This window comes from Paraburkholderia sp. GAS33 (assembly GCF_050436645.1).
Taxonomy (GTDB): Bacteria; Pseudomonadota; Gammaproteobacteria; order Burkholderiales; family Burkholderiaceae; genus Paraburkholderia; species Paraburkholderia phenazinium_B.
The window spans coordinates 154031-179512 of the sequence record NZ_JBNDMP010000015.1 but is presented as its reverse complement, the minus strand read 5'-3'; the positions used below and the strand labels follow the sequence as shown (position 1 = coordinate 179512).

22 protein-coding genes, 4 tRNA genes and 1 rRNA gene are annotated in these 25482 nt (G+C 59.1%); all 27 read left to right on the top strand.

Features of this window, described 5'->3' with window-relative positions:
• A 5S ribosomal RNA gene (gene rrf, locus P3T24_RS33515) occupies positions 1-85 on the top strand; the annotation flags it as partial.
• 146 nt (positions 86-231) lie between these two features.
• Positions 232-317 (top strand) — tRNA-Tyr (locus tag P3T24_RS33510).
• A 42-nt stretch (positions 318-359) separates the two neighbouring features.
• Positions 360-433 (top strand) — tRNA-Gly (locus tag P3T24_RS33505).
• Positions 434-449: 16 nt separating this feature from the next.
• Positions 450-524: transfer RNA gene (locus tag P3T24_RS33500), tRNA-Thr, on the top strand.
• A gap of 62 nt (positions 525-586) precedes the next feature.
• On the top strand, positions 587-1777 hold the full coding sequence (tuf, locus tag P3T24_RS33495; protein WP_074262708.1) for an elongation factor Tu: 1191 nt from the start codon (positions 587-589) through the stop codon (positions 1775-1777).
• Between the two features lie 64 nt (positions 1778-1841).
• Positions 1842-1917 (top strand) — tRNA-Trp (locus P3T24_RS33490).
• Between the two features lie 35 nt (positions 1918-1952).
• The gene (gene secE / locus P3T24_RS33485; RefSeq protein WP_074262716.1) at positions 1953-2333 is read left to right on the top strand and encodes a preprotein translocase subunit SecE; all 381 of its coding nucleotides are present in this window, start codon (positions 1953-1955) and stop codon (positions 2331-2333) included.
• Between the two features lies 1 nt (position 2334).
• Entirely contained in the window at positions 2335-2892 is a 558-nt protein-coding gene (gene nusG, locus P3T24_RS33480) for a transcription termination/antitermination protein NusG (protein WP_007180147.1), read from the top strand.
• Between the two features lie 163 nt (positions 2893-3055).
• On the top strand, positions 3056-3487 hold the full coding sequence (rplK, locus tag P3T24_RS33475; protein WP_074262715.1) for a 50S ribosomal protein L11: 432 nt from the start codon (positions 3056-3058) through the stop codon (positions 3485-3487).
• The gene (gene rplA / locus P3T24_RS33470) at positions 3488-4186 is read left to right on the top strand and encodes a 50S ribosomal protein L1 (RefSeq protein WP_074262714.1); all 699 of its coding nucleotides are present in this window, start codon (positions 3488-3490) and stop codon (positions 4184-4186) included.
• 302 nt (positions 4187-4488) lie between these two features.
• On the top strand, positions 4489-4992 hold the full coding sequence (gene rplJ, locus P3T24_RS33465; RefSeq protein WP_074262713.1) for a 50S ribosomal protein L10: 504 nt from the start codon (positions 4489-4491) through the stop codon (positions 4990-4992).
• 63 nt (positions 4993-5055) lie between these two features.
• Positions 5056-5430, top strand: coding sequence for a 50S ribosomal protein L7/L12 (rplL, locus tag P3T24_RS33460; protein ID WP_062129471.1), 375 nt, complete (start codon positions 5056-5058; stop codon positions 5428-5430).
• A 369-nt stretch (positions 5431-5799) separates the two neighbouring features.
• Positions 5800-9906 (top strand): DNA-directed RNA polymerase subunit beta, encoded by a 4107-nt coding sequence (gene rpoB, locus P3T24_RS33455; RefSeq protein ID WP_074262712.1) that lies wholly within the window; start codon positions 5800-5802, stop codon positions 9904-9906.
• 21 nt (positions 9907-9927) lie between these two features.
• Positions 9928-14166, top strand: coding sequence for a DNA-directed RNA polymerase subunit beta' (rpoC, locus tag P3T24_RS33450; protein WP_074262711.1), 4239 nt, complete (start codon positions 9928-9930; stop codon positions 14164-14166).
• Between the two features lie 250 nt (positions 14167-14416).
• A complete protein-coding gene (gene recQ / locus P3T24_RS33445; RefSeq protein ID WP_429441050.1) occupies positions 14417-16264 on the top strand; it encodes a DNA helicase RecQ in 1848 nt (615 codons plus the stop codon).
• Between the two features lie 220 nt (positions 16265-16484).
• Positions 16485-16865: a 30S ribosomal protein S12 gene (gene rpsL, locus P3T24_RS33440; RefSeq protein WP_035935550.1), complete on the top strand. Its 381-nt coding sequence runs from the start codon at positions 16485-16487 to the stop codon at positions 16863-16865.
• A gap of 180 nt (positions 16866-17045) precedes the next feature.
• Positions 17046-17516 (top strand): 30S ribosomal protein S7, encoded by a 471-nt coding sequence (gene rpsG, locus P3T24_RS33435; RefSeq protein WP_006053291.1) that lies wholly within the window; start codon positions 17046-17048, stop codon positions 17514-17516.
• A gap of 133 nt (positions 17517-17649) precedes the next feature.
• Positions 17650-19752: an elongation factor G gene (fusA, locus tag P3T24_RS33430; RefSeq protein ID WP_074262709.1), complete on the top strand. Its 2103-nt coding sequence runs from the start codon at positions 17650-17652 to the stop codon at positions 19750-19752.
• A gap of 47 nt (positions 19753-19799) precedes the next feature.
• Positions 19800-20990: an elongation factor Tu gene (tuf, locus tag P3T24_RS33425; protein WP_074262708.1), complete on the top strand. Its 1191-nt coding sequence runs from the start codon at positions 19800-19802 to the stop codon at positions 20988-20990.
• Between the two features lie 136 nt (positions 20991-21126).
• A complete protein-coding gene (rpsJ, locus tag P3T24_RS33420) occupies positions 21127-21438 on the top strand; it encodes a 30S ribosomal protein S10 (RefSeq protein WP_006998489.1) in 312 nt (103 codons plus the stop codon).
• A gap of 188 nt (positions 21439-21626) precedes the next feature.
• On the top strand, positions 21627-22286 hold the full coding sequence (rplC, locus tag P3T24_RS33415) for a 50S ribosomal protein L3 (protein WP_074262707.1): 660 nt from the start codon (positions 21627-21629) through the stop codon (positions 22284-22286).
• Positions 22286-22906, top strand: a complete 621-nt coding sequence (rplD, locus tag P3T24_RS33410; RefSeq protein ID WP_074262706.1) for a 50S ribosomal protein L4 — start codon at positions 22286-22288, stop codon at positions 22904-22906. Before rplC ends, rplD begins: the two co-directional genes overlap by 1 nt.
• The gene (gene rplW, locus P3T24_RS33405; RefSeq protein ID WP_074262705.1) at positions 22903-23217 is read left to right on the top strand and encodes a 50S ribosomal protein L23; all 315 of its coding nucleotides are present in this window, start codon (positions 22903-22905) and stop codon (positions 23215-23217) included. The genes rplD and rplW overlap by 4 nt, the downstream gene beginning before the upstream one ends.
• A gap of 2 nt (positions 23218-23219) precedes the next feature.
• Complete coding sequence (rplB, locus tag P3T24_RS33400; protein ID WP_074262704.1) at positions 23220-24047, top strand: 50S ribosomal protein L2; 828 nt, start codon at positions 23220-23222, stop codon at positions 24045-24047.
• A 10-nt stretch (positions 24048-24057) separates the two neighbouring features.
• Positions 24058-24333, top strand: coding sequence for a 30S ribosomal protein S19 (gene rpsS, locus P3T24_RS33395; RefSeq protein ID WP_004199273.1), 276 nt, complete (start codon positions 24058-24060; stop codon positions 24331-24333).
• A 7-nt stretch (positions 24334-24340) separates the two neighbouring features.
• Positions 24341-24673 (top strand): 50S ribosomal protein L22, encoded by a 333-nt coding sequence (rplV, locus tag P3T24_RS33390; protein WP_007180133.1) that lies wholly within the window; start codon positions 24341-24343, stop codon positions 24671-24673.
• A gap of 11 nt (positions 24674-24684) precedes the next feature.
• Positions 24685-25482 carry a 30S ribosomal protein S3 gene (rpsC, locus tag P3T24_RS33385; protein ID WP_429411483.1) on the top strand — a complete coding sequence of 266 codons (798 nt, stop codon included), beginning with the start codon at positions 24685-24687 and terminating at the stop codon, positions 25480-25482.

The following is a 25482-nucleotide window of genomic DNA, read 5'->3' as shown; positions in this document are numbered from 1 at the left end:
CCTTCCCATCCCGAACAGGACCGTGAAACGACTCCACGCCGATGATAGTGCGGATTACCCGTGTGAAAGTAGGTAATCGTCAGGCTCCCTAGCAGAACCAGAAACCCCACCCCATCAAGGTGGGGTTTCTGCGTTTACGGAAACGGTTATAAGTGAGGGCTTTGGGGTTCTGGGCGGTCAGGCGGCACTTGACATTGTAGTGCTCTTCCCCCATAATCATCAGTTCTCTGCGGAGGGGTGCCCGAGTGGCTAAAGGGGGCAGACTGTAAATCTGTTGGCTTACGCCTACGTTGGTTCGAATCCAACCTCCTCCACCAGAATGCACGCTGAAGTAGTGATTGGGAATCGAAGAGATCCTTGCGGGTGTAGCTCAATGGTAGAGCAGAAGCCTTCCAAGCTTACGACGAGGGTTCGATTCCCTTCACCCGCTCCAGTAACGAAGATGTAGCGCCCATGTGGCTCAGTGGTAGAGCACTCCCTTGGTAAGGGAGAGGTCGGCAGTTCGATCCTGCCCATGGGCACCAGAAGTACTCAGTGATTGTTTGCGCGCGGCGCAACGTACGGATAATCCTCTTAGGAGTCGAAAATGGCCAAGGGTAAGTTTGAGCGGACCAAGCCGCACGTGAACGTCGGCACGATCGGTCACGTTGACCACGGCAAGACCACGCTGACGGCAGCGATCACGACGGTGCTGACCGCGAAGTTCGGCGGGGAAGCGAAGGCGTATGACCAGATCGACGCGGCGCCGGAAGAAAAGGCGCGCGGCATCACGATCAACACGGCACACGTCGAGTACGAAACGGCGAACCGCCACTACGCACACGTTGACTGCCCGGGCCACGCTGACTATGTGAAGAACATGATCACGGGCGCGGCGCAGATGGACGGCGCAATCCTGGTGTGCTCGGCCGCTGACGGCCCGATGCCGCAAACGCGTGAGCACATCCTGCTGGCACGTCAGGTTGGCGTTCCGTACATCATCGTGTTCCTGAACAAGTGCGACATGGTGGACGACGCTGAGCTGCTGGAGCTCGTCGAGATGGAAGTTCGCGAACTTCTGTCGAAGTACGACTTCCCGGGCGACGACACGCCGATCATCAAGGGTTCGGCCAAGCTGGCGCTGGAAGGCGACAAGGGCGAGCTGGGCGAAGTGGCGATCATGAACCTGGCCGACGCGCTGGATACGTACATCCCGACGCCGGAGCGCGCAGTGGACGGCGCATTCCTGATGCCGGTGGAAGACGTGTTCTCGATCTCGGGTCGTGGCACGGTGGTGACGGGTCGGGTTGAGCGCGGTGTGGTGAAGGTCGGCGAAGAAATCGAGATCGTGGGTATCAAGCCGACGGTGAAGACGACGTGCACGGGCGTGGAAATGTTCCGCAAGCTGCTCGACCAGGGTCAGGCGGGCGACAACGTGGGTATCCTGCTGCGCGGCACGAAGCGTGAAGACGTGGAGCGTGGCCAGGTGCTGGCCAAGCCGGGTTCGATCAACCCGCACACGCACTTCACGGCCGAAGTGTATGTGCTGAGCAAGGACGAAGGCGGTCGTCACACGCCGTTCTTCAACAACTACCGTCCGCAGTTCTACTTCCGTACGACGGACGTGACGGGCTCGATCGAGCTGCCGAAGGACAAGGAAATGGTGATGCCGGGCGACAACGTGTCGATCACGGTGAAGCTGATCAACCCGATCGCGATGGAAGAAGGTCTGCGCTTCGCCATCCGTGAAGGTGGCCGTACCGTCGGCGCAGGTGTCGTTGCCAAGATTCTCGAGTAAGCCAGCCAGTACTCGTGGATTAGAAGTTTCGGGGTTGGCGGTGTCGTCAACCCCAAAATGGTTTAGGGGTATAGCTCAACTGGCAGAGCGTCGGTCTCCAAAACCGAAGGTTGGGGGTTCGATTCCCTCTGCCCCTGCCAACTCTCGCGCCGTATGTGGCGCTCGTTAAGGTGTTATGGCGAATCCTTCCGTCGAAACTGTAAATACTTCCGGCGACAAGCTGATGGTCGCTGCGGGCGTATTGTTGGTCTTGGCCGGGTTCGTGGGGTTCTTCTGGCTCGGTAGCCAGGAATGGTACGTCCGCGGAGCTGCCTTGGCTGTTGGCGTCATCGCGGGTGTTGCAGTCGGACTTCTCTCCGCGCCCGGTAAGGGTTTCATCGCATTCGCCAAGGACTCGTACAAAGAAGTCCGCAAGGTTGTTTGGCCGACTCGTAAAGAGGCAACGCAAACAACTCTCGTGGTGTTCGCTTTTGTGTTCATCATGGCGGTGTTTCTGTGGATTTGCGATAAGTCCATAGAATGGGCGATTTTCTCGGCGATTCTGGGTTGGAAATGATATGAGCGATACTCCGGCATCCCCGAGTGGAAAACGTTGGTACGTCGTGCACGCCTACTCCGGTATGGAGAAGAGCGTGCAACGTGCGCTTCAGGAGCGCATCGAACGTGCCGGCATGCAAGACCAGTTTGGCCAGATTCTCGTGCCGACTGAAGAAGTAGTAGAGGTCAAAGGCGGTCACAAGTCAGTGACCGAGCGTCGTTTCTTCCCGGGCTATGTGCTTGTGGAAATGGAAATGACCGACGAGACGTGGCACCTCGTGAAGAACACGGCAAAGGTGACCGGTTTCGTGGGCGGTGCGCGCAATCGTCCTAGCCCGATTTCCCCGCGGGAAGTCGAGAAGATCATGTCGCAGATGCAGGAAGGCGTCGAGAAGCCCCGTCCGAAGACTCTGTTCGAGGTCGGTGAGATGGTTCGCGTCAAGGACGGCCCGTTCACGGATTTCAACGGCAGCGTCGAGGAAGTGAACTACGAGAAGTCGCGCGTCCGTGTATCTGTCACCATTTTCGGCCGCGCAACACCGGTCGAGCTGGAATTCGGTCAGGTCGAAAAGTTGTAATGAAGATTCTGCGGAGCGCGCCAAACGGCGCGTTCCGTATTTCGCGCTTACGGTCCGCGTAATGGCCGTTGAGGAGCGTCAGTAGCCGGTTTCGGCGAACGCGCGCTACTACTCACCTGAACGCCTGCATGCAGCAGCGCGGCGTTCCAACGAGGTTTTCAACATGGCAAAGAAAATCATCGGCTTTATCAAACTGCAGATTCCTGCAGGTAAAGCCAACCCGTCGCCGCCGGTCGGTCCGGCACTGGGTCAGCGTGGCCTGAACATTATGGAGTTCTGCAAGGCGTTCAACGCGCAGACTCAAGCAATGGAACCGGGTCTGCCGATTCCTGTCGTGATCACTGCGTTCGCGGACAAGAGCTTCACGTTCGTTCTGAAGACGCCGCCGGCTACGGTTCTGATCAAGAAGGCAGCGAAGATCGACAAGGGTTCGGCAAAGCCGCACACCGACAAGGTCGGCAAGATCACGCGCGCACAAGCTGAAGACATCGCCAAGGCCAAGATGCCCGATCTGACGGCAGCTGACCTGGACGCAGCGGTCCGTACGATCGCTGGTAGCGCCCGCTCGATGGGCATCACCGTGGAGGGCGTGTAAATGGCTAAGCTTTCGAAGCGTCTGCAAGCATTTGCAAACAAGGTTGATCGCCAGAAGCTGTACGCGATCGACGAAGCGCTGTCGCTCGTGAAAGAGTGCGCAAGCGCGAAATTCGACGAATCGATCGACGTTGCTGTGCAACTCGGCATCGATGCGAAGAAGTCGGATCAAGTGGTTCGTGGCTCGGTCGTACTGCCTGCCGGTACCGGCAAGTCGGTTCGCGTCGCCGTGTTCGCTCAGGGCGAAAAGGCTGAGCAAGCTCGTGCAGCCGGCGCGGAAATCGTCGGTATGGAAGACCTGGCTGAACAGGTCAAGGCCGGCAAGCTGGACTTCGACATCGTGATCGCTTCGCCGGACACGATGCGCGTTGTCGGTACGCTTGGTCAGATCCTTGGCCCGCGTGGCCTGATGCCGAACCCGAAGGTCGGTACCGTGACGCCGGACGTCGCGACGGCTGTGAAGAACGCCAAGGCAGGTCAGGTGCAATTCCGCGTCGACAAGGCCGGTATCATCCACGCCACCATTGGTCGCGCTTCGTTTGAGCCGACGGCTCTGCGCACCAACCTGGCTGCTCTCGTCGAAGCGCTGCAAAAGGCGAAGCCGGCAACGAGCAAGGGTGTGTACCTGCGTAAGGTCGCGTTGTCGAGCACGATGGGTGTTGGCGTTCGCGTCGACCAGACATCGCTCGCAGCACAGTAAGAAAATTCATCGCCCCGATGCGAGTCGAGGCGGTTCTAAGGGCTTTGGGCGGTCGCAAGGTGGCAGTTTGCATCGAACGACCGGTTGTCAAAGACCGTTGGCGGGAAAGCAGCAGGTAGGCCGACCCTTAATGTAAAGCCAACGCAGATGGCGAACCCGAAAAGGTTTTGTGGTGATGAAACCGCGGGTTGTCCGCAGCAATGCGAACAGCGCGTGGTCGAAATACTCCTGACTGGTCGGACGCCGTTGTTGAACGCGATGCACAAGGCGCACGCTGCGTGTATCGAATCTGGAGGTTAACCGTGCCACTCAATAAAGAAAGCAAGCAGGCCGTCGTCGCTGAGGTTGCCGCGCAAGTCGCGAAGGCCCAGACCGTCGTTCTTGCTGAGTATCGTGGAATCGCGGTTGGCGATCTGACCAAGCTGCGCGCGAAAGCGCGCGAGCAACAGGTGTACCTCCGCGTGTTGAAGAACACGCTGGCGCGTCGCGCTGTCGAAGGTACCCCGTTTGCTTCGCTGGCAGAGCAGATGACTGGCCCCCTGATCTACGGCATCTCGGAAGATGCAATTGCTGCTGCCAAGGTCGTCAACGACTTCGGCAAGAGCAATGACAAGTTGATCATCAAGGCTGGTTCCTACGAAGGCAAGGTGATGGACAAGGCTGGCGTGCAAGCGCTGGCAAACATCCCGAGCCGCGAAGAACTGCTCTCCAAGCTGTTGTACGTTATGCAGGCACCTGTTTCTGGCTTCGCGCGCGCTCTGGCCGCGCTGGCAGAAAAGAAACAAGGCGAAGAAACCGCTGCTTAACGCACTTCAGTCGAGCGTAATTGATCGCTGGCTGTATCCGAATTCAATTTAGGAGTATTTCAAATGGCAATCGCAAAAGAAGACATCCTCGAAGCAGTAAGCTCGATGTCGGTTCTGGAACTGAACGAGCTGGTTAAGGCGTTCGAAGAAAAGTTTGGCGTGTCGGCAGCTGCTGTTGCAGTGGCAGGCCCGGCAGGCGGCGGCGCTGCAGCTGCTGCTGAAGAGCAAACCGAATTCACGGTCAACCTGACGGAAGTCGGCGCGAATAAGGTTTCGGTCATTAAGGCTGTTCGTGAACTGACGGGTCTCGGCCTGAAGGAAGCGAAGGACCTGGTCGACGGCGCACCGAAGCCTGTTAAGGAAGCGGTACCCAAGGCTGCTGCTGAAGAAGCCAAGAAGAAGCTGGAAGAAGCCGGCGCGAAAGCTGAAATCAAGTAACTTTCGGCGCGCTGTGCGAAGGCTGGCGGTTTTCCACCGCCGGCCTTTTTGTGCTTTGTGGGCGCTACGTTTTTGCCGGGTTGTTTCGGTAAGAACGTAGTCCTAGAAGCCAAAGAAAATCGCCTTTCGGCAGCATTGACCGGCGTTTTTCTTTGTCTTCTGAAGCGACTGCAGAAGGCAAGTTTGGTCGGGTAGCGGGCAACATAGGCATCCGCTGCCGTCAGCCAGCGGTTGGTAGCGGCCAACCACCAAGCTTCTAGGCTCGTTCAAGCCATCGGACGGCCATCGGGTCTCAGTCGGTGAACACTCGGGTTGTCTCATCAAGGTATCCTGCCTCGACAACAATGCCCGCCGTGATTCGGAGATCGTATGCAATATTCCTTCACCGAGAAGAAGCGCATTCGCAAGAGTTTCGCGAAGCGCCCCATCGTTCACCAAGTACCTTTCCTGCTGGCTACCCAGCTTGAATCATTCAGCACGTTTCTGCAAGCCGACACGTCTTCGACGCAACGCAAGCCGGAAGGCCTGCAAGCGGCGTTTACGTCCGTTTTCCCCATTGTTTCTCACAACGGCTTCGCCCGTCTAGAGTTCGTCAGCTACATGCTGTCGCCGCCGGCATTCAACATCAAGGAATGTCAGCAGCGCGGTTTGACGTACTGCTCAGCGCTGCGCGCGAAAGTGCGCCTGGTGCTGCTCGACAAGGAATCGCCGAGCAAGCCGGTCGTCAAGGAAGTGAAGGAACAGGAAGTGTATATGGGCGAAATTCCGCTCATGACGCCGACTGGTTCGTTCGTCATCAACGGCACGGAACGCGTGATCGTTTCGCAGCTGCACCGCTCGCCTGGCGTGTTCTTCGAACACGACAAGGGCAAGACGCATAGCTCGGGCAAGCTGCTGTTCTCGGCACGTATCATTCCTTACCGTGGTTCGTGGCTCGACTTCGAATTCGACCCGAAGGACGTGCTGTATTTCCGCGTCGACCGCCGCCGTAAGATGCCGGTCACTATTCTGCTCAAGGCCATTGGCCTGACGCCGGAACAGATCCTCGCTAACTTCTTCGTGTTCGACAATTTCACGCTGATGCCGGAAGGCGCGCAGATGGAATTCGTGCCGGAGCGTCTGCGTGGTGAAGTCGCGCGCTTCGACATTTCGGACCGTGACGGCAACGTGATCGTTCAGAAGGACAAGCGGATCAACGCTAAGCACATTCGCGACCTCGAAAACGCGAAGACGAAGTTCATCTCGGTGCCGGAAGACTATCTGCTCGGCCGCACGCTGGCGAAGAACGTCGTTGACGGCGACACCGGTGAAGTCATCGCCAACGCGAACGACGAAATCACGGAAACCGTCCTCGAAAAGCTGCGCGAAGCGAAGATCAAGGACATCCAGACGCTCTACACGAACGATCTGGATCAAGGTCCGTACATCTCCTCGACGCTGCGTATCGACGAAACCGCCGACAAGATGGCCGCTCGCATCGCGATCTACCGCATGATGCGTCCGGGCGAACCGCCGACCGAAGAAGCGGTCGAGGCGCTGTTCAACCGTCTGTTCTACAGCGAAGACGCATACGACCTGTCCAAGGTGGGTCGTATGAAGTTCAACCGCCGTGTCGGTCGCGACGAAATCGTCGGCCCGATGACGCTGCAAGACGACGACATCCTCGCCACGATCAAGATCCTGGTCGAGTTGCGTAACGGCAAGGGCGAAGTGGACGACATCGACCACTTGGGCAATCGTCGTGTGCGTTGCGTCGGCGAACTGGCGGAGAACCAGTTCCGCGCCGGTCTCGTGCGTGTGGAACGTGCGGTGAAGGAACGTCTGGGTCAGGCTGAAAGCGAAAACCTGATGCCGCACGACCTGATCAACTCGAAGCCGATTTCGTCGGCGATTCGCGAGTTCTTCGGTTCGTCGCAGCTGTCGCAGTTTATGGACCAGACCAACCCGCTGTCGGAAATCACCCACAAGCGCCGTGTTTCGGCTCTTGGCCCGGGCGGTTTGACTCGTGAGCGCGCTGGCTTTGAAGTCCGCGACGTGCACCCGACCCACTATGGCCGTGTGTGCCCGATTGAAACGCCGGAAGGTCCGAACATCGGCCTGATCAACTCGCTCGCTCTGTATGCGCACCTGAACGAATACGGCTTCCTCGAAACGCCGTATCGCAAGGTTGTGGACAGCAAGGTGACGGATCAGATCGACTATCTGTCGGCGATCGAAGAAGGCCGTTACGTGATCGCTCAGGCGAACGCGGCTGTGGCTGCTGACGGCTCGTTGACCGACGAACTGGTGTCGTCGCGTGAAGCAGGCGAAACGCTGATGGTTACGCCGGACCGCATCCAGTACATGGACGTGGCGCCGTCGCAGATCGTTTCGGTCGCAGCTTCGCTGATTCCGTTCCTCGAGCACGACGACGCGAACCGCGCATTGATGGGTTCGAACATGCAACGTCAGGCTGTGCCGTGTCTGCGTCCTGAAAAGGCCGTGGTCGGTACGGGTATCGAGCGTACGGTGGCAGTTGACTCGGGTACGACGGTTCAGGCATTTCGCGGTGGCGTGGTGGATTACGTCGACGCAGGCCGTATGGTGATCCGCGTGAACGACGATGAAGCCGCTGCTGGCGACGTCGGCGTGGACATCTACAACCTGATCAAGTACACGCGTTCGAACCAGAACACGAACATCAACCAGCGTCCGATCGTGAAGGTCGGCGACATCGTGTCGCGCGGCGACGTGCTGGCTGACGGTGCATCGACCGATCTCGGCGAACTGGCTCTCGGCCAGAACATGCTGGTCGCGTTCATGCCGTGGAACGGCTACAACTTCGAAGACTCGATCTTGATCTCGGAGAAGGTGGTTGCTGACGACCGCTACACCTCGATCCACATCGAAGAACTGAACGTCGTTGCTCGCGATACGAAGCTTGGACCGGAAGAAATCACGCGCGACATCTCGAACCTGGCCGAAGTACAACTCGGCCGTCTCGATGAGTCGGGCATCGTCTACATCGGCGCTGAAGTCGAAGCAGGCGACGTGCTGGTCGGTAAGGTAACGCCGAAGGGTGAAACCCAGCTGACGCCGGAAGAAAAGCTGCTGCGCGCGATCTTCGGTGAAAAGGCTTCGGACGTGAAGGATACGTCGCTGCGCGTGCCGTCTGGCATGAGCGGCACGGTCATCGACGTGCAAGTGTTCACGCGTGAAGGCATCCAGCGCGACAAGCGTGCCCAGCAGATCATCGACGATGAACTGAAGCGCTATCGCCTCGACCTGAACGACCAGCTGCGTATCGTGGAAGGCGACGCGTTCCAGCGTCTCGCACGTATGCTGGACGGCAAGGTTGCCAACGGTGGCCCGAAGAAGCTCGCGAAGGGTACGAAGATCGACCAGGCTTATCTGCAAGATCTGGATCACTACCACTGGTTCGACATCCGCCTCGCGGACGAAGAAGCAGCGGCGCAGCTCGAAGCCATCAAGGACTCGATCGAACAGAAGCGTCACCAGTTCGACCTGGCGTTCGAAGAAAAGCGTAAGAAGCTCACCCAAGGCGACGAATTGCCGCCGGGCGTGCTGAAGATGGTCAAGGTGTATCTGGCTGTGAAGCGTCGCCTGCAGCCTGGCGACAAGATGGCCGGCCGTCACGGTAACAAGGGTGTGGTGTCGAAGATCGTTCCGATCGAAGACATGCCGTATATGGCCGATGGCCGTCCGGCTGACGTCGTGCTGAATCCGCTCGGCGTGCCGTCGCGGATGAACGTGGGTCAGGTTCTCGAAGTGCATCTGGGTTGGGCCGCGAAGGGTCTCGGCTGGCGTATCGGCGAAATGCTGCAGCGTCAGGCGAAGATCGAAGAACTGCGCGCATTCCTGACCAAGATCTACAACGAGTCGGGCCGCGCTGAAGAGCTGGACAGCTTCACGGACGACGAAATCGTCGAACTGGCGAAGAACTTGCGCGAAGGCGTTCCGTTTGCCACGCCGGTGTTCGACGGTGCGACGGAAGAAGAAATGTCGCGCGCGCTGGATCTGGCCTTCCCGGACGACATCGCGAAGAACCTCGGCATGACGCCGTCGAAGAACCAGGTCCGCCTGTACGACGGTCGCACGGGCGAGATGTTCGAGCGTACGGTCACGGTCGGCTACATGCACTACCTGAAACTGCACCACTTGGTCGACGACAAGATGCACGCGCGTTCCACGGGCCCGTACTCGCTCGTGACGCAGCAGCCGTTGGGCGGTAAGGCGCAGTTTGGTGGCCAGCGTTTCGGTGAAATGGAAGTGTGGGCGCTCGAAGCGTACGGCGCATCGTACGTGCTGCAGGAAATGCTGACGGTGAAGTCGGACGACGTGACTGGCCGGACCAAGGTCTATGAGAACCTGGTCAAGGGCGATCACGTGATCGATGCAGGCATGCCGGAATCCTTCAACGTGTTGGTGAAGGAAATCCGCTCGCTGGGTATCGATATCGACCTCGACCGCAACTAATCGGACTACGGAGAGAAGGCAATGAAAGCTCTGCTCGATCTATTCAAGCAAGTCCAACAAGAAGAAGTTTTTGATGCAATCAAGATCGGTCTGGCGTCGCCGGACAAGATCCGTTCGTGGTCGTTCGGTGAAGTGAAGAAGCCGGAAACCATCAACTACCGGACATTCAAGCCGGAACGTGATGGCTTGTTCTGCGCGAAGATTTTCGGGCCGATCAAGGACTACGAATGCCTGTGCGGCAAGTACAAGCGCCTGAAGCACCGTGGCGTGATCTGCGAGAAGTGCGGCGTTGAAGTCACGCTGGCGAAGGTGCGTCGCGAACGGATGGGCCACATTGAACTGGCCTCGCCGGTTGCGCACATCTGGTTCCTGAAGTCGCTGCCGTCGCGTCTGGGCATGGTGCTCGACATGACGCTGCGCGACATCGAACGCGTGCTGTACTTCGAAGCCTACGTGGTGATCGATCCGGGCATGACGCCGCTGAAAGCGCGGCAGATCATGACGGAAGAGGATTACTACAACAAGGTCGAAGAGTACGGTGACGAATTCCGTGCCGAAATGGGCGCGGAAGGCGTGCGCGAACTGCTGCGCGCGATCAACATCGACGAACAGGTCGAGATGCTGCGCACCGAACTCAAGAACACGGGTTCGGAAGCGAAGATCAAGAAGTACGCGAAGCGCCTGAAGGTGCTCGAGGCTTTCCAGCGTTCGGGCATCAAGCCTGACTGGATGGTGCTCGAAGTGCTGCCGGTGCTGCCGCCGGAACTGCGTCCGCTGGTGCCGCTGGACGGCGGCCGTTTCGCGACGTCGGACCTGAACGACCTGTATCGCCGCGTGATCAACCGTAACAACCGGTTGAAGCGTCTGCTCGAACTGAAGGCGCCTGAAATCATCGTCCGCAACGAAAAGCGGATGCTGCAGGAAGCCGTCGATTCGCTGCTCGATAACGGCCGTCGTGGTAAGGCGATGACCGGCGCGAACAAGCGTCCGTTGAAGTCGCTCGCTGACATGATCAAGGGTAAGGGCGGTCGTTTCCGTCAGAACCTGCTCGGTAAGCGTGTGGACTACTCGGGCCGTTCGGTGATCGTGGTCGGCCCGACGCTCAAGCTGCATCAGTGCGGCCTGCCGAAGCTGATGGCGCTCGAACTGTTCAAGCCATTCATCTTCAACAAGCTCGAAGTGATGGGTGTCGCTACCACCATCAAGGCTGCGAAGAAGGAAGTCGAGAACCAGACGCCGGTGGTGTGGGACATCCTGGAAGAGGTGATCCGCGAGCATCCGGTCATGCTGAACCGTGCGCCGACGCTTCACCGTCTTGGCATTCAGGCTTTCGAGCCGGTGCTGATCGAAGGTAAGGCAATCCAGCTGCACCCGCTCGTTTGCGCGGCGTTCAACGCCGACTTCGACGGTGACCAGATGGCTGTGCACGTGCCGCTGTCGCTCGAAGCGCAGATGGAAGCGCGTACGCTGATGCTGGCGTCGAACAACGTCCTGTTCCCGGCTAACGGCGATCCGTCGATCGTGCCGTCGCAGGATATCGTGCTCGGCCTGTACTACGCGACCCGCGAAGCTGTGAACGCCAAGGGCGAAGGCCTGACGTTCACCGGCGTCTCGGAAGCGCTGCGTGCATACGAGAACAAGGAAGTCGAGCTCGCTTCGCGCGTCAACGTTCGGATCACCGAAATGGTCCACAACGAAGACAAGTCGGAAGGTGCGCCGAAGTTCGTGCCGAAGATCACGCTGTATGCGACGACCGTCGGCCGTTCGATCCTGTCGGAAATTTTGCCGCCGGGCCTGCCGTTCTCGGTGCTGAACAAGCCGCTGAAGAAGAAGGAAATCTCGCGTCTGATCAACACCGCATTCCGCAAGTGCGGTCTGCGTGAAACGGTGATTTTCGCCGACCAGTTGATGCAGTCGGGTTTCCGTCTGGCAACGCGCGCTGGTATCTCGATCTGCGTGGACGACATGCTCGTGCCGCCGCAGAAGGAAACCATCGTCGGCGACGCCGCGAAGAAGGTGAAGGAATACGACCGTCAGTACATGTCGGGTCTCGTCACGTCACAAGAACGCTACAACAACGTGGTCGACATCTGGTCGGCAACGTCGGAAGCGGTCGGCAAGGCGATGATGGAACAGCTCTCGACGGAGCCGGTGGTCGATCGCGACGGCAACCAGACGCGTCAGGAGTCGTTCAACTCCATCTACATGATGGCTGACTCGGGTGCTCGCGGCTCCGCAGTTCAGATTCGTCAGCTGGCCGGTATGCGTGGCCTGATGGCGAAGCCGGATGGCTCGATCATCGAGACGCCGATTACGGCGAACTTCCGCGAAGGCCTGAACGTGTTGCAGTACTTCATCTCGACCCACGGCGCACGTAAGGGTCTGGCTGATACGGCACTGAAGACGGCAAACTCGGGTTACCTGACGCGCCGTCTGGTGGACGTAACGCAGGATCTGGTGGTGGTCGAAGACGATTGCGGTACGTCGAACGGCGTCGCCATGAAGGCGTTGGTCGAAGGCGGTGAAGTCGTCGAAGCCCTGCGTGACCGTATCCTCGGTCGCGTGGCGGTGGCTGACGTCGTCAATCCGGAATCGCAGGAAACGCTGTACGAAGCAGGCACGTTGCTCGACGAAGACGCGGTCGAAGAAATCGAACGCCTCGGCATCGACGAAGTGCGCGTGCGTACGCCGCTGACTTGCGAAACGCGTTACGGTCTGTGCGCAGCCTGCTACGGCCGCGACCTGGGCCGCGGCTCCTCGGTCAACGTCGGCGAGGCAGTGGGTGTGATCGCTGCGCAGTCGATTGGTGAACCGGGCACGCAGCTGACGATGCGTACGTTCCACATCGGTGGTGCGGCATCGCGTGCGGCAGTGGCCTCGTCGATCGAAGCCAAGTCGAACGGTACGGTTCGTTTCACGTCGACGATGCGTTACGTCACGAATGCGAAGGGCGAGCAGATCGTCATCTCGCGTTCGGGCGAAGCGATGATCACCGACGACCACGGCCGTGAGCGTGAGCGTCACAAGGTGCCGTACGGCGCGACGCTGTTGCAACTGGACGGCGCGCAGATCAAGGCCGGCACGCAACTGGCGACGTGGGATCCGATGACGCGTCCGATCATCACCGAGTACGGCGGTACGGTGAAGTTCGAAAACGTCGAAGAAGGCGTGACGGTTGCCAAGCAGATCGACGATGTGACGGGTCTCTCGACGCTGGTCGTGATCGACGTGAAGCGCCGCGGTTCGCAAGCTTCGAAGACGGTGCGTCCGCAGGTCAAGCTGCTGGATGCGAGCGGTGAAGAAGTCAAGATCCCGAACACCGAGCACTCGGTGCAGATCGGCTTCCAGGTCGGCGCTCTGATCACCGTGAAGGATGGTCAGCAGGTGCAGGTGGGTGAAGTGCTCGCACGTATCCCGACCGAATCGCAGAAGACGCGTGACATTACCGGCGGTCTGCCGCGTGTGGCGGAACTGTTCGAAGCACGTTCGCCGAAGGACGCAGGTATCCTGGCGGAAGTCACGGGTACGACGTCGTTTGGTAAGGACACGAAGGGCAAGCAGCGTCTCGTTATCACGGACCTCGAGGGCAACCAGCACGAGTTCCTGATCGCGAAGGAAAAGCAGGTTCTGGTGCACGATGGTCAGGTCGTCAACAAGGGCGAAATGATTGTCGACGGTCCGGCCGATCCGCACGACATCCTGCGTCTGCAGGGCGTCGAAGCGCTGTCGCGTTACATCGTGGACGAAGTGCAGGACGTGTACCGTCTGCAGGGCGTGAAGATCAACGACAAGCACATTGAAGTGATTGTTCGTCAGATGCTGCGCCGCGTGCAGATTACGGACAACGGCGATACGCGTTTCATCCCGGGCGAACAGGTCGAGCGGTCGGATATGCTCGACGAGAACGACCGTATGATCGCGGAAGACAAGCGTCCGGCAACGTACGAAAACGTCTTGCTCGGTATTACGAAGGCGTCGCTGTCGACCGACTCGTTCATCTCTGCGGCATCGTTCCAGGAAACGACCCGCGTGCTGACCGAAGCAGCGATTATGGGCAAGCGCGACGACCTGCGCGGTCTGAAGGAAAACGTGATCGTTGGCCGTCTGATTCCGGCCGGTACGGGTCTCGCGTTCCACAAGGCACGCAAGAGCAAGGAACTGTCCGACCGCGAGCGTTTCGATCAGATCGCCGCGGAAGAGTCGTTCGAATTCGGTACGCCGGAAACCCCGGCCGCCGAACAGCAACACTCAGGCGAATAAGTCCTGGCGGCGCAAGCCGCTTGGGCTCGTAAGCCAGAAGCCGCTCAGTTTCGACTGAGCGGCTTTTTTTTTTGTCGACAGGAGTCAGTGCTTTGGCACTCACTCCTGTCCCACGCACCACAGTCGCTTTTGACACGCCTTTGAGCGGTTTTGTAGGCCAATTGGCTAACGTTGTCGGAAAGCGCGGGCGCAGTACGAATGCGTTGGTAAAATTCGTGTCACCGGCAATACGCTGTCCTCTCTCAAATTCATGTCCCGTTCGCTCGAAATCCTCAACGAAGTCTTCGGTTACCCCGTGTTCAGAGGGCAACAGGGGGAGATTGTCGAACATGTCGCCGGCGGCGGCGATTGCCTCGTGTTGATGCCGACGGGCGGCGGCAAATCGCTCTGTTACCAGATTCCGTCGCTGGTGCGGCGCGAGGCCGGACTGGGCGCGGGGATCGTGGTGTCGCCGTTGATCGCGCTGATGCAGGATCAGGTTGCTGCGCTCAAGGAAGTCGGCGTGCGCGCGGCGTATCTGAATTCGACCTTGTCTGGCCCGGAGGCCGCCGCGACTGAGCGCGCATTGCGCGAAGGCGAGATCGATCTGCTGTATGTGGCTCCCGAGCGGCTGATGACGTCGCGCTTCCAGGAGCTGCTCGAGCGCACGCGCATCGGCTTGTTTGCGATCGACGAAGCGCACTGCGTTTCGCAATGGGGGCACGACTTCCGCCCTGAGTACATTCAGCTGTCGGTGTTGCACGAACGTTTTCCGAACGTGCCTCGCATCGCGCTTACGGCTACTGCAGATGCCATCACGCGCGATGAAATCATCCACCGCCTGGCGCTCGACGATGCGCGGGTTTTCGTCTCCAGTTTCGACCGCCCGAACATCCGCTACCGGATCGTCGAAAAGGACAATGCGCGGACGCAATTGCTCGATTTCATCCGCGCCGAACATTCCAGGCCCGACGGCACGACCGACGCCGGCGTCGTGTATTGCCTGTCACGTCGCAAGGTGGAAGAAACGGCCGAGTGGCTGAAAGAGAAGGGCATGCGTGCGCTGCCTTATCACGCTGGCATGGAGTTCGAGATTCGCCAGAAGCACCAGGAGATGTTCCAGCGCGAGGAAGGCATCGTCATGTGCGCGACGATCGCGTTTGGCATGGGCATCGACAAGCCGGATGTGCGTTTTGTCGCTCACCTGGATTTACCGAAAAGCGTCGAAGGCTACTACCAGGAAACGGGCCGCGCGGGCCGCGACGGCATGCCGGCGAACGCATGGATGGCCTACGGCCTCGGCGACGTCGTGCAGCAGCGCAAGATGATCGACGAATCGGACGCCGACGATGCGCATAAGCGCGTGCAGACCGGTAAACTCGACGCGCTGCTTGGCTTGTGCGAAGCGGCGACATGCCGCCGGGTGCGTCTGCTTAACTATTTTGGCGAATCGAGCAAGCCCTGCGGCAATTGCGATACCTGTCTTGAACCGCCCGACACCTGGGATGCAACGCGGGAGGCGCAAATGGCGCTGTCCTGCGTGTTCCGCGCGCAACGGGCGAGTGGTTTCCACTTCGGCGCCGGCCATCTGATCGACATCTTGCGTGGCAACCGCAGCGAAAAGATCTTGCAACGCGGTCATGAAAAGTTGACCACCTTCGGAATAGGCGCTGCGCTGGGCGAGCCGGAATGGCGCGCCATCTTCCGCCAGCTCGTCGCGTTCGGGTACCTGACGGTCGACCATGAGGGCTTCGGCTCGCTGGTGCTCACCGAGGCAAGCAAAGCGGTACTCAAGAGCGAGCAGAACGTCACGATGCGCCGCTATGTGAAGCCGACGCGTACCCGCCAGTCGTCTGGCCGCACCAGTGAGCGCGCGGATCCGACGATCGGCATGGGGCCGCGCGAGCGCGCCCGCTGGGACCGTCTGCGTGCCTGGCGCACCGAGACGGCGAAGACCGACGGCGTGCCGGCCTACGTCATCTTCCACGACGCGACTTTGGCGGAAATTGCCCGCAACGGCCCCGATTCCATCGAGACCTTGCGCGGCATTCCGGGCATGGGTGCGCGCAAACTGGACCGCTTCGGTTGGGAATTGCTCGAAGTGGTCGGTGCCGACTAGGCATTACAGAGTCAGTCGGGGCTTCGAGACCTCGCAAGCTATTGACTCACTTAGTCTTTTCGGAATATTATGCTAGGTTCCGGTTCTTGGAATGCCGCCGCGCGGGTCAAAGCAAGATGAGCTCGCACGCTGGCAATCGGATCCGGAAGTTCGATGCGCAATCGTTTCTGCTTTGCCCAGAAAGATTTGCGTCGATTTTGTTCAATTTCAGGAATAAACAATGCCAACCATCAATCAACTGGTTCGCAAAGGCCGCGCTTCCGAAACAGTGAAGAGCAAGAGCCCGGCTTTGCAGGACTGCCCCCAGCGTCGCGGCGTGTGCACTCGCGTGTACACCACGACGCCGAAGAAGCCGAACTCGGCACTTCGTAAGGTCGCCAAGGTGCGCCTGACGAACGGCTTCGAAGTCATTTCGTACATTGGTGGTGAAGGCCACAACCTGCAGGAACACTCGGTCGTGCTGATTCGCGGCGGTCGTGTGAAGGACTTGCCGGGTGTGCGTTACCACATGGTTCGCGGCTCGCTGGACACCCAGGGCGTCAAGGATCGTAAGCAGGCTCGTTCGAAGTACGGTGCCAAGCGCGCCAAGGCTGGCAAGTAATTAGCCGGTCAGTCGTTTCAGGTCGCCTGCAAAGGCGGTATTAGCGGTGGTGCCGGAATCGCCGGTGCTGTCGAGTAAGTGGTCACCCGACCGGGCTGGTAAGTCGTAAGAGATGAATCGGGTTAGTTGGTGGCCGCGGGGCTAAAAATAGCTCCAACTGAAAAAGTTAAAGGAAGAAACATGCCGCGTCGTCGCGAAGTCCCCAAGCGGGAAGTGTTGCCGGATCCGAAGTTCGGTAACGTAGATGTAGCCAAGTTCATGAACGTGCTGATGCTCTCCGGCAAGAAGTCGGTTGCCGAGCGTATCGTGTACGGCGCTTTTGAACAGATCCAGACCAAGGGTGGCAAGGACCCGCTGGAAGTGTTCACGGTAGCGCTCAACAACGTGAAGCCGGTGGTCGAAGTGAAGAGCCGTCGCGTTGGTGGTGCGAACTATCAGGTTCCGGTCGAAGTGCGTCCGTCGCGTCGTATGGCATTGGCGATGCGTTGGTTGCGCGAAGCTGCGAAGAAGCGCAGTGAGAAGTCGATGGCCCTGCGTCTGGCAGGTGAACTCTCCGAAGCGGCCGAAGGCCGTGGCGGCGCGATGAAGAAGCGCGACGAAGTTCACCGGATGGCAGAAGCCAACAAGGCGTTCTCGCACTTCCGTTTCTAAGCTGCCCGATCCCGGGTTAGCGGAAGAAATCGGCAAGAAATTCCGGGCGGGTGCGCTTATAAAGCGCCTCGCCCGTTTGTGTTACAGCGCGATGGGTCTTTCTCGCATCGCGTTATCCCCATAGAGGATCAAAGTGGCTCGCAAGACACCTATCGAGCGCTACCGCAATATCGGTATTAGCGCTCACATCGACGCCGGCAAAACGACGACGACCGAGCGCATTCTGTTCTATACCGGCGTGAACCATAAGATTGGTGAAGTTCACGACGGCGCTGCCACCATGGACTGGATGGAGCAGGAGCAGGAACGCGGCATTACCATCACGTCGGCTGCTACCACGGCCTTCTGGAAAGGTATGGCTGGCGACCGCGCCGAGCACCGCATCAACATCATCGACACCCCGGGCCACGTTGACTTCACGATTGAAGTCGAGCGTTCGATGCGCGTGCTCGACGGTGCATGCATGGTTTACTGCGCAGTGGGCGGCGTGCAGCCGCAGTCGGAAACTGTGTGGCGTCAGGCTAACAAGTACAAGGTTCCCCGTCTCGCGTTCATCAACAAGATGGATCGTACCGGTGCGAACTTCTTCAAGGTCTACGACCAGCTCAAGCTGCGTCTGAAGGCGAACCCGGTTCCGGTTGTGGTGCCTATCGGCGCCGAAGAAACGTTCACGGGCGTGGTCGATCTGCTGAAGATGAAGGCGATCATTTGGGATGACGCGTCCCAGGGCACGAAGTTCTCGTACGAAGAAATCCCGGCTGAACTCGTTGACACGTGCAACGAGTGGCGTGAAAAGATGGTCGAGGCCGCGGCTGAATCGAGCGAAGAGCTGATGAACAAGTACCTCGAAGAGGGCGAGCTGACCGAAGAGGAAATCGTCAAGGGTCTGCGCGACCGTACGATCGCTTGCGAAATCCAGCCGATGCTTTGCGGTACCGCGTTCAAGAACAAGGGTGTGCAACGGATGCTGGACGCCGTGCTCGACTTCCTGCCGTCGCCGATCGACATCCCGCCGGTTACCGGCGAGCTGGAAAACGGTGAACAGGGTGAGCGCCGCGCTGCTGACGACGAAAAGTTCTCGGCACTGGCATTCAAGATCATGACCGACCCGTTCGTCGGCCAGCTGATCTTCTTCCGTGTGTACTCGGGCGTTGTGAATTCGGGCGACACGGTGCTGAACGCGACGAAGGACAAGAAGGAACGTCTGGGTCGTATTCTGCAGATGCACGCAAACCAGCGTGAAGAAATCAAGGAAGTCCGCGCAGGCGACATCGCTGCTGCAGTCGGCCTGAAAGACGCAACGACTGGCGACACGCTGTGCGATCCGCAGAGCCCGATCGTGCTCGAACGCATGATTTTCCCGGAGCCGGTGATTTCGCAGGCTGTTGAGCCGAAGACGAAGCCCGACCAGGAAAAGATGGGCCTGGCACTGAACCGCCTGGCTCAGGAAGATCCGTCGTTCCGCGTGCAAACGGACGAAGAATCGGGTCAAACTATTATTTCGGGCATGGGCGAGCTCCACCTCGAAATTCTGGTTGACCGGATGAAGCGCGAATTCGGCGTCGAAGCGACTGTCGGCAAGCCGCAGGTGGCTTACCGCGAGACGATTCGCGGCAAGGCGGAAGACGTTGACGGTAAGTTCGTCAAGCAGTCGGGTGGTCGCGGCCAGTACGGTCACGCGGTCATCACGCTCGAGCCGAACGAGCAAGGCAAGGGCTACGAGTTCCTGGACGAGATCAAGGGCGGCGTGATTCCGCGTGAATACATCCCGGCAGTCGACAAGGGTATCCAGGAAACGCTGAAGGCTGGCGTGCTGGCAGGCTTCCCGGTCGTTGACGTGAAGGTTCACCTGACGTTCGGTTCGTACCACGATGTTGACTCGAACGAAAACGCGTTCCGCATGGCCGGTTCGATGGCGTTCAAGGAAGCAATGCGCAAGGCAAGCCCGGTCATCCTCGAACCGATGATGGCTGTGGAAGTCGAAACGCCGGAAGACTACATGGGCAACGTGATGGGCGATCTTTCGGGCCGTCGCGGTATTGTTCAGGGCATGGAAGACATGATTGGCGGCGGCAAGATTGTTCGCGCCGAAGTGCCGCTGTCGGAAATGTTTGGCTACTCGACGTCGCTGCGTTCGCTGAGCCAAGGTCGTGCAACGTACACGATGGAGTTCAAGCATTATTCGGAAGCACCGCGCAACGTGTCGGAAGCAATCATCAACGCGAAGTCGAAGTAAGCGCGCGGCAAGTCATTCAACGATTAACTTTTTGAAAGAAGAGAAACATGGCTAAAGGTAAATTCGAACGGACCAAGCCGCACGTGAACGTCGGCACGATCGGTCACGTTGACCACGGCAAGACCACGCTGACGGCAGCGATCACGACGGTGCTGACCGCGAAGTTCGGCGGGGAAGCGAAGGCGTATGACCAGATCGACGCGGCGCCGGAAGAAAAGGCGCGCGGCATCACGATCAACACGGCACACGTCGAGTACGAAACGGCGAACCGCCACTACGCACACGTTGACTGCCCGGGCCACGCTGACTATGTGAAGAACATGATCACGGGCGCGGCGCAGATGGACGGCGCAATCCTGGTGTGCTCGGCCGCTGACGGCCCGATGCCGCAAACGCGTGAGCACATCCTGCTGGCACGTCAGGTTGGCGTTCCGTACATCATCGTGTTCCTGAACAAGTGCGACATGGTGGACGACGCTGAGCTGCTGGAGCTCGTCGAGATGGAAGTTCGCGAACTTCTGTCGAAGTACGACTTCCCGGGCGACGACACGCCGATCATCAAGGGTTCGGCCAAGCTGGCGCTGGAAGGCGACAAGGGCGAGCTGGGCGAAGTGGCGATCATGAACCTGGCCGACGCGCTGGATACGTACATCCCGACGCCGGAGCGCGCAGTGGACGGCGCATTCCTGATGCCGGTGGAAGACGTGTTCTCGATCTCGGGTCGTGGCACGGTGGTGACGGGTCGGGTTGAGCGCGGTGTGGTGAAGGTCGGCGAAGAAATCGAGATCGTGGGTATCAAGCCGACGGTGAAGACGACGTGCACGGGCGTGGAAATGTTCCGCAAGCTGCTCGACCAGGGTCAGGCGGGCGACAACGTGGGTATCCTGCTGCGCGGCACGAAGCGTGAAGACGTGGAGCGTGGCCAGGTGCTGGCCAAGCCGGGTTCGATCAACCCGCACACGCACTTCACGGCCGAAGTGTATGTGCTGAGCAAGGACGAAGGCGGTCGTCACACGCCGTTCTTCAACAACTACCGTCCGCAGTTCTACTTCCGTACGACGGACGTGACGGGCTCGATCGAGCTGCCGAAGGACAAGGAAATGGTGATGCCGGGCGACAACGTGTCGATCACGGTGAAGCTGATCAACCCGATCGCGATGGAAGAAGGTCTGCGCTTCGCCATCCGTGAAGGTGGCCGTACCGTCGGCGCAGGTGTCGTTGCCAAGATTCTCGAGTAAAATCGAGGGTTCGCGGTTGCAGTAATTTGCAGTAAAGGTGCCCGGGGCCGGGCGCCCGCCCTCAGTGGGTGTCCGGTCCTACGTTCTTTTTATATTTGGCGATGCAACATCGCCTCGCTCTTTCCAAGGAATTGTCATGCAGAACCAGAAAATCCGCATTCGCCTGAAGGCTTTCGACTATCGCCTGATTGATCAATCGGCAGCTGAAATTGTCGACACGGCAAAGCGGACTGGCGCAATCGTTCGTGGTCCGGTGCCCCTGCCGACCCGTATTCAACGTTTCGACATCCTGCGTTCGCCGCACGTCAACAAGACGTCGCGCGACCAGCTCGAAATCCGCACTCACCAGCGCCTGATGGACATCGTTGACCCGACGGACAAGACCGTCGACGCACTGATGAAGCTCGATCTGCCGGCTGGCGTAGACGTGGAAATCAAGCTGCAATAAGGCTTTGCGGCGATGCCCAGTCCGCTGGGCGTCGCTAAGTCATTGATTGCTTGCGGAAAACGAAAAGCCTCGCTATAATAGTGGGCTTTTCGCGCATTTGCGCAAAAAAGTCGGTGTGCTTCAGCTTGAAAAACGCCGGCATTTTGTAAATTAGCCCCGACCAATCGCAGTCGGGAATGGAGAAAACGATGAGCCTTGGACTCGTAGGTCGCAAGGTTGGCATGACCCGTATCTTTACGGCTGAAGGGGATTCGATTCCCGTCACCGTTCTGGACGTGTCCGACAACCGCGTGACGCAGATCAAGACTGTGGAAACCGATGGCTATACGGCCGTTCAGGTTGCATTCGGTACGCGCCGTGCATCGCGCGTGACGAAGCCGCTGGCAGGTCATCTCGCCAAAGCCGGTGTTCAAGCCGGTGAAATCCTCAAAGAATTCCAGGTTGATGCCGCTAAGGCTGCCGAGTTGTCGAACGGCGCCGTAGTGGGTCCCGATCTTTTCGAAGTAGGCCAAAAGGTCGACGTGCAAGGCGTGTCGATCGGTAAGGGCTACGCCGGTACCATCAAGCGTTACAACTTCGCATCCGGCCGTGCCTCGCACGGTAACTCGCGCTCGCACAACGTGCCGGGTTCGATCGGTATGGCGCAGGATCCGGGTCGTGTTTTCCCGGGTAAGCGCATGACCGGTCACATGGGTGACGATACGGTAACCGTGCAAAACCTCGAAATCGCTCGTATCGACGCCGACCGCAAGCTGTTGCTGGTCAAGGGTGCCGTTCCGGGTGCTAAGGGCGGCAAGGTTTTCGTGACGCCGGCCGTGAAGACGCGCGCCGTGAAAGGAGCGAAATAATGGAACTTAAGCTCCTGAATGCCAATGGTCAGGAAGGCGCAGCTGTTAGCGCGTCGGACGTCGTGTTCGGCCGTGATTACAACGAAGCCCTGATTCACCAGGTTGTGGTGGCCTACCAGGCTAACGCCCGTAGCGGTAACCGCGCGCAGAAGGACCGTGAGCAAGTCAAGCACACGACCAAGAAGCCGTGGCGTCAAAAGGGCACGGGTCGCGCCCGTGCCGGTATGTCGTCGAGCCCGTTGTGGCGCGGCGGTGGCCGTATCTTCCCGAATTCGCCGGAAGAAAACTTTTCGCACAAGGTTAACAAGAAGATGCATCGCGCAGGTCTCTGCTCGATCTTCTCGCAGCTGGCTCGCGAAGGCCGCATCTCGGTGGTTGACGAGCTGACGCTCGAAGCGCCGAAGACGAAGCTGCTGGCCGAAAAATTCAAGGCGATGGGTCTCGAATCCGTGCTGGTGATTACCGACACGGTTGACGAAAACCTGTACCTCGCGTCGCGCAACCTCGCCCATGTGGCAGTTGTCGAGCCGCGTTACGCCGACCCGCTGTCGCTGATCTACTTCAAGAAGATCCTGATCACGAAGGCTGCGGTCGCCCAGATCGAGGAGTTGCTGTCATGAGCGAGATTCGCAAGAACGATCATCGTTTGATGCAGGTCCTGCTCGCGCCGGTGATCTCCGAAAAGGCGACGCTGGTGGCCGACAAGAACGAGCAAGTCGTGTTCGAAGTCGCGCCGGATGCCACGAAGCAGGAAGTGAAGGCCGCTGTTGAACTGATGTTCAAGGTGGAAGTCGATTCCGTCAACGTGCTGGTCTCGAAGGGCAAGGCAAAGCGCTTTGGCCGCTTCATGGGCAAGCGCAAGGACGTGAAGAAGGCCTACGTCTGCCTGAAGCCTGGTCAGGAAATCAACTTTGAAGCGGAGGCCAAGTAATCATGGCAATCGTTAAAGTTAAGCCGACTTCGCCGGGTCGCCGCGCGATGGTCAAGGTGGTCAACAAGGATCTGCATAAGGGCAAGCCGTTCGCACCGCTGCTCGACGCGCAATCCTCGATCGCCGGCCGTAACAACAACGGTCACATCACCACGCGTCATAAGGGCGGTGGTCATAAGCATCACTATCGTGTCGTCGATTTCCGTCGCACGAAGGATGGCATTCCGGCCAAGGTCGAACGTCTTGAGTACGATCCGAACCGTAGCGCGAACATCGCGCTGGTTCTGTACGCGGACGGCGAGCGCAAGTACATCATCGCTCCGAAGGGTGTGACGGTGGGTCAGCAACTGATGTCGGGTTCGGAAGCTCCGATCCGCGCAGGTAACACGCTGCCGATCCGCAACATTCCGGTCGGTACGACGATTCACTGCATCGAAATGCTGCCGGGCAAGGGCGCGCAAATGGCGCGTTCGGCTGGTACGTCGGCGATGCTGCTGGCTCGTGAAGGTACCTACGCACAGGTCCGCCTGCGTTCGGGTGAAATTCGCCGTGTGCACGTTGAGTGCCGCGCGACGATCGGTGAAGTTGGCAACGAAGAGCACAGCCTCCGTCAAATCGGTAAGGCTGGCGCAAACCGCTGGCGCGGTATCCGCCCGACGGTGCGTGGCGTTGCAATGAACCCGGTCGATCACCCGCACGGTGGTGGTGAAGGCAAGACGGCTGCAGGTCGCGACCCGGTGAGCCCGTGGGGCACGCCGACGAAGGGTTATCGTACCCGCAGCAACAAGCGCACGACGAGCATGATCGTCCAGCGCCGTCACAAGCGTTAAGGAGTAGGCAATGGCACGTTCTGTAAAAAAAGGTCCGTTCTGCGACGCCCATTTGCTGAAGAAAGTTGAGGCGGCTGCAGCTTCGCGGGATAAGAAGCCGATCAAAACCTGGTCGCGTCGTTCGACGATTCTGCCGGATTTCATCGGTTTGACGATTGCCGTGCACAACGGCCGTCAACACGTTCCGGTGTATATCTCGGAAAACATGGTCGGCCACAAGCTTGGCGAGTTCGCATTGACCCGGACGTTCAAGGGTCACGCGGCCGACAAGAAGGCTAAGAAATAAGGGGCTCATGATGGAAGTGAAAGCAATTCATCGCGGTGCCCGCATCTCGGCGCAGAAGACGCGCCTTGTGGCTGACCAGATCCGCGGTTTGCCGGTCGACAAGGCGCTGAACGTTCTGACGTTCTCGCCGAAGAAGGCTGCGGGAATCGTGAAAAAGGTCGTGCTGTCGGCGATCGCGAATGCGGAGCACAACGAAGGCGCCGATATCGATGAGCTCAAGATCACGAGCATCTATATCGACAAGGCTGCCTCGCTCAAGCGTTTTACCGCGCGCGCTAAAGGCCGCGGTAACCGCATCGAGAAGCAATCCTGTCACATCACTGTGACGGTCGGTAACTAAGGGGTCATACGATGGGACAGAAAATTCATCCGACTGGCTTCCGTTTGGCCGTCAGCCGCAATTGGGCGTCGCGTTGGTACGCGAACAACAACAATTTCGCGGCGATGTTGCAGGAAGACATCGGTGTACGTGAGTACCTGAAGAAGAAGCTGAAGAACGCTTCGGTTGGTCGCGTCGTTATCGAGCGTCCGGCGAAGAACGCGCGCATTACGATTTATAGCTCGCGTCCGGGCGTGGTCATCGGCAAGAAGGGCGAGGATATCGAACTGTTGAAGTCGGAACTCCAGAAGCGTATGGGCGTTCCGGTTCACGTCAACATCGAAGAAATCCGCAAGCCGGAAACCGATGCGCAACTGATCGCCGATTCGATCACGCAACAGCTCGAGCGCCGGATTATGTTCCGCCGCGCGATGAAGCGTGCAATGCAAAACGCCATGCGTCTGGGTGCTCAAGGCATCAAGATCATGAGCGCTGGCCGCCTGAACGGTATCGAAATCGCCCGTACGGAATGGTATCGCGAAGGTCGCGTACCCCTTCATACGCTGCGCGCTGACATCGACTACGCAACTTCGGAAGCGAAGACGACGTACGGCATCATCGGCGTGAAGGTGTGGGTCTACAAGGGCGATACGCTCGGCCGCAACGACGCACCGGTGGTGGAAGAAGTCGCCGAAGAAAAGCGTCCGCGCCGCAATGCACGTCCGGGTGGCGATCGCCGTCCGCGTCGCGATGGTGAAGGTGGTGGTCCGGCAGGTGCACGCCGTGGCGCCCCCCGTCGTGCTGGCGGTGACGGGAAGACTGGAGAATAA